This is a genomic window from Pseudoalteromonas sp. L21 (assembly GCF_021728035.1).
GTDB classification, from domain to species: domain Bacteria; phylum Pseudomonadota; class Gammaproteobacteria; order Enterobacterales; family Alteromonadaceae; genus Pseudoalteromonas; species Pseudoalteromonas arabiensis.
Genome location: NZ_JAKKCV010000001.1, coordinates 1140650 through 1147479, shown reverse-complemented (window position 1 = coordinate 1147479; position 6830 = coordinate 1140650). Strand labels below are relative to the sequence as shown.

Below are 6830 nucleotides of genomic sequence, written 5' to 3'. Positions count from 1 at the left end.
CTTCAGAAGTATACGTACTTTCTAAAGATGAAGGTGGTCGTCACACGCCATTCTTCAAAGGTTACCGTCCACAGTTCTACTTCCGTACAACTGACGTAACAGGTGACGTACAGTTACCAGACGGCGTAGAAATGGTAATGCCTGGTGACAACATCAAGATGACTGTAGAACTAATCGCTCCAATCGCGATGGACGAAGGTTTACGCTTCGCTATCCGTGAAGGTGGCCGTACAGTTGGTGCTGGTGTTGTAGCTACTATCGTTGAGTAATCAACTATAGTGATGCATTAAGCATTAAGAAAAACCCGAGCTTAGTCTCGGGTTTTTTTATGGCTGTGGAAAAGGTATTCGCTGATGAAAGGCTAATCTTCCGCCTTCACATTCTCAATGGACGAAGATTTACGCTTCGCTATCCGTGAAGTCAAAGAGCTCAGCGATGAGCCGTAGGCCGTACAATTTATGCTGTTGCAACTATCGTTTACTATCACATCTTTAATTTTTGTAGTGCTTAAGCCTATTTTAATGTTGAGCCTCTCATCGCATCTTCACTAGGGATCTCTTTGACTGCTTTAAGACTAGTGCTTAACTAAGCTTATATATGGTTTTACAACTTAAATAACTATGATGCTCAGGTAGCAAAATTGTGAATAGCTACGAGGGCAGCGAATAAAGTGATACCAATCTACTTAAATATATGAGCTTAGTCGATGAATTCTCAAACATGAGAATGACTTTCTTTCCGTGCTAAACGGGTGAAAAATATGTTATCTAGTGTGAATTAAGTTGACTTAATCTTTATACAGGTTGGTGTGTTTGGGCAAGGTATGCTTGTTCCTAAAAGAGGAGGTAAACAATCTTGATATCAATATGTTATTAATTTATCCAAACAAAAATGTCTTAACTTAAACAAATAACTTCAAAACTTTCTAAAATTAATGAAAACTGTATGCTCACTACTTTAAGTGAGTTTTTGATAGATACATTTTCATTACTATTTCTATTTACCTATAAATTAACTTTTATAACTATAAGTTGATTCAACTTACACGCCCCCTTGCTATGTATGAAAAGCTGTATCTTCAGTTGTACGTATATTTATATGATTTTTCTTCTCACATACTTATTTTGTCGATTTAAGTTGTTTTTGTGTCGGTTAATGTGAAGTTTGAGTTTTTCATAATAATTTTTCTTTAGTTTAGTATCGTCGGCAAATAACTGACTGACAAAATTTACGTTAATAACAGGAAATAAAAATGAAAAATGTAAAAACTTCTAAAAAGCTCTCATTCTATGTTTCTAATGATCGGTCTCGTGGAGTGAGTTCCTTTGGCTTAGCGATTAAAGCTGGACGCTGTTCATCAACATCAAGCACATGCTGTTGCTGTTGCGCATCAGCTAACCCCCAGTAGTACTCAAGGCGAAGTCTTCGCAATGAAGACTTCCTTTTCCAATAATAAAAAAGGCAAGGGTATGAGACAGGTAGAAAGCTTACTATACGTTCACTCAGCTGTTTCTTGGTTACAGTGCGATGATAAACGCCTCCAAATTCGTGTACCAGATGGGCAGAACCTAACCATTGATGAGTCATCTTACGAGGTCGAAAAAATTTTACAGCGTTTGAGTAAGCCTCATACGTACAATAACACTGTGCAATGGGCACTGAAAAATAATATTGACCCTGAAGTATTGGATATAGCGTTAAGCACGTTGAATGAATACTCGATTATTTTGGAGACTTCAAACAATAACGATACTTCATTACCAAGTATCTTCAAAAGCGTGCTGGATTTTAATATTAACTCAAGCAAAGCACTTCGTTCAGGTTTACCGTTTCCCTATTTCAATCATATTGAGGTTTCTGGAAAGGGGGATTTGAAACATCTAACTGAGGACGTTGCTCAGGACGTTAGGAAATTTTTAAATGCATACAACCAGCCTTCTGAATTACGCTCATTGCGAGTGGTGTGTTCAACACCTGGTGATCAACAATACCTTCGAGAACAAAACAGAAAGGCTGTAAAAGGTGGGGTTCCCATGCTAACGGTGCAATGGAGCGATGAGATGCTATCAATTGGGCCACTATATATTCCTAATGAGTCTGCATGTTATGAATGTTTAACGGTTCGCCGTCGTGCCGCCACAAATTTCCTCATAGAGGTGGATGCATCATTAAACAGCCAGATACAACGAGCACATGAATTAAAACTGGATAAGGTAATATCCCAGCTTGCAGGTTTCGTAATTGGTAGATACCTCTATATTGTTACCACGGGTATGTTCCATCTAATTAAGCCCAATGAAGTTGAAACTTGGGATGTTGTTAAAGGCGAGAAGCATATCGGTGAGGTTTTGAAAGTACCTCGCTGTGATGTGTGCGGTCGGAAAAAAGCTTCTGATCCTATTCGCGCCATCCGTGACTTAAACAGCTAAGTGGATTGTCATCATGGAACAATTAACTGATATATTAGCGCGTCTAGTTGCGCCACATTTCGGGCTTCTGACATATGTGAGTGAAGTGCAAATTCAAGCAACCGAACCCAATATTTTTGTAGCGGTAGCCGAATATCAAGATTCTATAAAGGTGTCGGAATATACACGTCATTTAAACTTGAAAAGTATGGATGAACGGCAAGCCTCGGGAGCCGGTTTAGATCGCGAGTCTGCATTATGGTCGACGATTGGTGAAGCTATAGAGCGTTATGCAAGCAGTGTTGTCGATACGAGCAATCTGGTATATGCATCACTGCATGAACTAAGCGGTAATGTTCTTGATCCCCAAGACATGATTCTATTCGCGGATTGGCAATATGAGCAAGCCGACTTTCCTTTCGCACGGTTTGACGAAACGAAGCCGTTTGGTTGGGTGAAAGGATTCAATCTTACAAAGAATGTCGAATCTTATTTACCGGCACGTTTTGTCTACCTTAACTATGTCTCACGTTTTCAACACGAGAATATAGATAATGGATATAGCACAGGCTTGGCTGCTGGCCCATCAATAGAGTCTGCAATTTGTTCAGGTATTCGTGAGGTGCTGGAGCGTGACGCTTTCTCTTGTTATTTTCTAAATGGTATTTCGGCACCGAGGATTGCTAAGGAGCTGATTTGGGACAACTTACCTGAAAAGCTTCAAAAAGCGATGTCGGTATCGAATATTGACTACAGCATTAGCAATATTACTACTGAGTTCAACGTGCCAACTGTGATGTCTGTATTGAAGTCAGGAAAAAAATTGGGATTTTCTACAGGCACGTGCTGTCATACAAAAGCGGGTATCGCGCTTGAGAAAGCTGTTGTTGAGTCATTTCATACTTTTAACTGGGTGCTTGATATCAACCGTTGGCAAGAACCTATCACTAAACCAGAGGATATACGTTCTTTTGCTGATCACGTTGCATATTATTTAGATTCATCTCGTCATGAAGAGCTAGACTTTATGATGAATTTGAAACCACCTACGATATTTAGCGTTGCGCCAGAAGATTTTACCGCTTCAGCCTTTGGCGATAAAACAGAGTTAAATACGCTAGTTAATATGCTTGCCACACATGGCTATCAAGTATTCGTGACCGATTTGACCACTGATGATATTGATTCGTTGGGTTTCAAAGTTGTGAAGGTTGTGGTCCCAGGTCTTCAGCCACTTTATTGCGGCTATGGAAATCAACATCTAGATCCACGCAGATTGAACAAGTTCACAGAAAACATGGGTTACGAGGCGCCTATGAAGTTTAATCAAACCTTACATGCCTTCCCATAGGAGAACAACGATGAACACGGACTATCAACAATATATGACCAATATAGGCTTGAGTGCAGCGGATACTGATTTGCTTGAGCTGTTTCATGAATCATCAAAGGTAATGTACACCACTGCGCTTAAACGAGATATAAGAATAGGTGCTTACCTTTACGATCCACGCTGTGTGCTTGAAGCGAGCCGTAATAAAAAATTGTATCAGACATGTCCAGTCGTCACGCTACCTATACCTAAACGCCTAAATATGGCACTTGATGACGTGTTTGATAACAGAGCATCGTGCCGTGCTTTTTCCGGCAAAGATATAGGTGCTCAGTCACTTATAAATATTTTGAACTCACTACGTGTAACACGTCGTGGTTACTCGACAGAGTTTGAAGAAGTGCCAATGGCTATGCGTTCATATCCTTCTCCAGGTGGTTTGTATCCTGTAGAAGTTTATATTCTATCGATTAACAGTGAAGACGTACCGCAGGGTGTATATCACTTTGATTTTGATACGCAAGAATTAGCTTTGATTAATCCTTTACCAAAAAAGGAAAAACTACGTTATATGGTGGGTGATCACGACAGTATGTGTATTGATACGGCAAGTTTCGCTGTGGTTATTACAGCTGTACTGCCAAGAATTACGGTTAAGTACGAGTCACTTGGTTATCGTTTTTCAATGATTGAATCAGGTATCGTTGGGCAGCACTTATCACTGGCTGCTACTGCTGAAAATGTTGGCAACTTATACTGGGGTAGTTATTACGACAACGAAATTCATGACATTCTTGGCGTAGACGGTGTTGAAGAGATAGTGACTAATTTCATGTGGTTGGGAGATAAACAATGATCAATCCGACAACCACAGTAAACAACATACACAAAAATACCATCAATGACATCTTCACAACGTTTTGTAAAGCAGCTGCAGACCGACATTTAGTTATTTGTGATGAACTTGCACGTTTGCTCACGGCAGTAGCGGGGCCTGGCGAAATGGCTGCATTGTTAGTAAGCATCGCAAATGGTGAACGGTCTTTCGTAGAAAGAGGCGGATTGTTTTTCACAGGTCAAGTTGAGGATGTCAGTATTTCTATTGTAGAAATGATAGTCAGAATGAGGGAAAAAGTTGTGTCGCAATTTGGTTGTGCGTCACCCCTTATATTGATCAATATGCTAGATGATGCATCGCTTCCTCCTTATTTTCAGCAGCTTTCTTCAGGTGTCGGTGTACTTGCAGCGCATAAATATTGCTACTCTGAAAAAGTCGTTATTCATGAGCTCACACATGCTGCAGTATTAACAGGTCACCATGGTATTGATGAGGCTCTAGCATACTACATGGAGAGCACACAGGATAATACGGTATCGCTACCTACACCAAAGCTAGTGGATGTGGAATCATTGCTAGCATTACAGCACATCGAGTCTGTAGTGCAAGACAGAGCAGTTGCTGAGGCGATGTATAAAGATGGGGCTGCATTTATTCATTGGCTCGTGGCACATAGTAGTGTGGCAAGTGTCTATGAGTACTGTCGTCAATTTTCTTACTTAACTGCAGGGCAAAGTGTGAGAAATACAATTGAACAGTACTTTAATGTCAATTTAGATGCGTTGCGTAGCAAAGAAAAGGGATTACAAAACAATGGTTTTGAGCGTTCTATTAATGAGCTAAATGAAGCTTATTTTAGCGGCAATTTAGATAATATCTCGTCACCATTAGCTACGTTACAAACCCATGTAGACGTTTTGGAGCTTCGAGCGTTTGCCGCATTACTGCGTGGCTTATTTGCCAGCATTAATTATTTCAATGATCACACCGCTCAGCGCGAAGCTCAGTTTATTGCGTTGGCACAACGCTACTGTGAGCAGCATTCAGCGCCAAGTGCTACCGTGTACTCAGTGAATATTATGGTCGCATGTATCCAAATGCGCTCTGTGTCGTCTTACATCGAAATTCAGGAACTGGTTACGCATATTAATTACTGCTTTGATGAGGGGTTAACACAGTTTCCCCACAATGGTGAGCTTGCGCTGATGAAAGCGAAAAGTCTACATGATACACCTACTTCACAAGGCGGTGATCGTGAACTAGCTAAAACGTTTTTTATAAAAGCACAAGAAGACGCTGAATTTGGCCAGTATATACAGCGTTTCGTGAGAAAGTATATTTAGGAGTGTTTCTATGAAAGCTGTTGTTTCTATTGTTGAGTTGCAGGTTTTATATAGTCAAGGTACGTTGCTCGATATTCCTAAATTAGATATGTATAAGGGAAGTCAAATTGTCATAGTCGGGGGTAATGGTGCGGGTAAAACAACGTTTTTAGAGACGGTATTGGGGTTGCGTAAAACGCATCATGGAGAAGTGCTTATACAAATTGACAAGCAAGATCTCGGCGTACAGCTACAAAATGTAACATATAACCCAGAGATATTGGTGAGTGATGTAGTTGCGATGCATAAATGTGTATATCGCGTTGCAAATAGCGCGTTAAAAACAGCGTTTAATTTGAGTGAACTTGTAGATAAGCGCTATGGGAAGTTATCTCGTGGTCAGAAGCAACGTGTCGATTTATATGTTGCAATGGCACATCAGCCTTCTACGTTAGTTCTAGATGAGCCAGGCACTGGTTTAGACCGAAAGTACAGTGATTTGTTTATCAACCTTATTAACGAATATCGTCAAAGAGAAGGCAATACACTGTTGATGGCATCACACACTTCAACAGAACTAGAGCAGGCGTCACATATTCTGTGGATAGCAGATGGGAAGGTTGTCGACTTTACACCTGCTGCTCTAATGCTGAATAAGCACTTAGGAGAATTCAAGGCCAGCTTTACATTTCCTTGTTCAAAGGTGCAAAGCCTTATTATTGATGAACTGCAAAATTATAAAGGTATACAGCGCATAGATGCTTCATCGCAGGGAGAGTTGCTGATTTATGGCAAGGAAACTATTCGTGGATCACTACTTGCGCTCATTCAGCGTTACCATCTTGAGAATTTCTCATTTAGTAAGACCTGTTATGACGACTTTCTAAATCTTGTATCACAAAAACAACACACTCGAAAAGGAGAGTAGC

6 protein-coding genes and 1 pseudogene are annotated in these 6830 nt (G+C 40.4%); 6 read left to right on the top strand and 1 reads right to left on the bottom strand.

What is annotated here, in order from left to right:
* Positions 1-269 (top strand): annotated as a pseudogene (locus L3V41_RS05280) (elongation factor Tu); the annotation flags it as partial.
* A 1018-nt stretch (positions 270-1287) separates the two neighbouring features.
* Here the strand turns inward: L3V41_RS05280 and L3V41_RS05275 are convergent.
* Positions 1288-1431, bottom strand: coding sequence for a hypothetical protein (locus L3V41_RS05275; protein WP_193987902.1), 144 nt, complete (start codon positions 1429-1431; stop codon positions 1288-1290).
* A gap of 38 nt (positions 1432-1469) precedes the next feature.
* On the opposite strand from L3V41_RS05275, the gene L3V41_RS05270 reads away from it, so the two are divergent.
* From L3V41_RS05270 to L3V41_RS05250, 5 genes are all read left to right on the top strand, one after another.
* Entirely contained in the window at positions 1470-2429 is a 960-nt protein-coding gene (locus L3V41_RS05270; protein ID WP_237127261.1) for a TOMM precursor leader peptide-binding protein, read from the top strand.
* Between the two features lie 187 nt (positions 2430-2616).
* Positions 2617-3759, top strand: a complete 1143-nt coding sequence (locus tag L3V41_RS05265) for a YcaO-like family protein (RefSeq protein ID WP_237127260.1) — start codon at positions 2617-2619, stop codon at positions 3757-3759.
* A 10-nt stretch (positions 3760-3769) separates the two neighbouring features.
* Positions 3770-4597 (top strand): SagB/ThcOx family dehydrogenase, encoded by an 828-nt coding sequence (locus L3V41_RS05260; protein ID WP_237114528.1) that lies wholly within the window; start codon positions 3770-3772, stop codon positions 4595-4597.
* Complete coding sequence (locus L3V41_RS05255) at positions 4594-5922, top strand: hypothetical protein (RefSeq protein ID WP_237114527.1); 1329 nt, start codon at positions 4594-4596, stop codon at positions 5920-5922. The genes L3V41_RS05260 and L3V41_RS05255 overlap by 4 nt, the downstream gene beginning before the upstream one ends.
* A gap of 10 nt (positions 5923-5932) precedes the next feature.
* The gene (locus tag L3V41_RS05250; protein ID WP_237127259.1) at positions 5933-6829 is read left to right on the top strand and encodes an ATP-binding cassette domain-containing protein; all 897 of its coding nucleotides are present in this window, start codon (positions 5933-5935) and stop codon (positions 6827-6829) included.
* Position 6830: the final 1 nt, after the last annotated feature.

Coding starts and splice junctions, on each gene's coding strand:
- L3V41_RS05270 (WP_237127261.1), top strand. CDS start 1,470: ATGAGACAGGTAGAAAGCTTACTATACGTTCACTCAGCTGTTTCTTGG.
- L3V41_RS05265 (WP_237127260.1), top strand. CDS start 2,617: ATGGATGAACGGCAAGCCTCGGGAGCCGGTTTAGATCGCGAGTCTGCA.
- L3V41_RS05260 (WP_237114528.1), top strand. CDS start 3,770: ATGAACACGGACTATCAACAATATATGACCAATATAGGCTTGAGTGCA.
- L3V41_RS05255 (WP_237114527.1), top strand. CDS start 4,594: ATGATCAATCCGACAACCACAGTAAACAACATACACAAAAATACCATC.
- L3V41_RS05250 (WP_237127259.1), top strand. CDS start 5,933: ATGAAAGCTGTTGTTTCTATTGTTGAGTTGCAGGTTTTATATAGTCAA.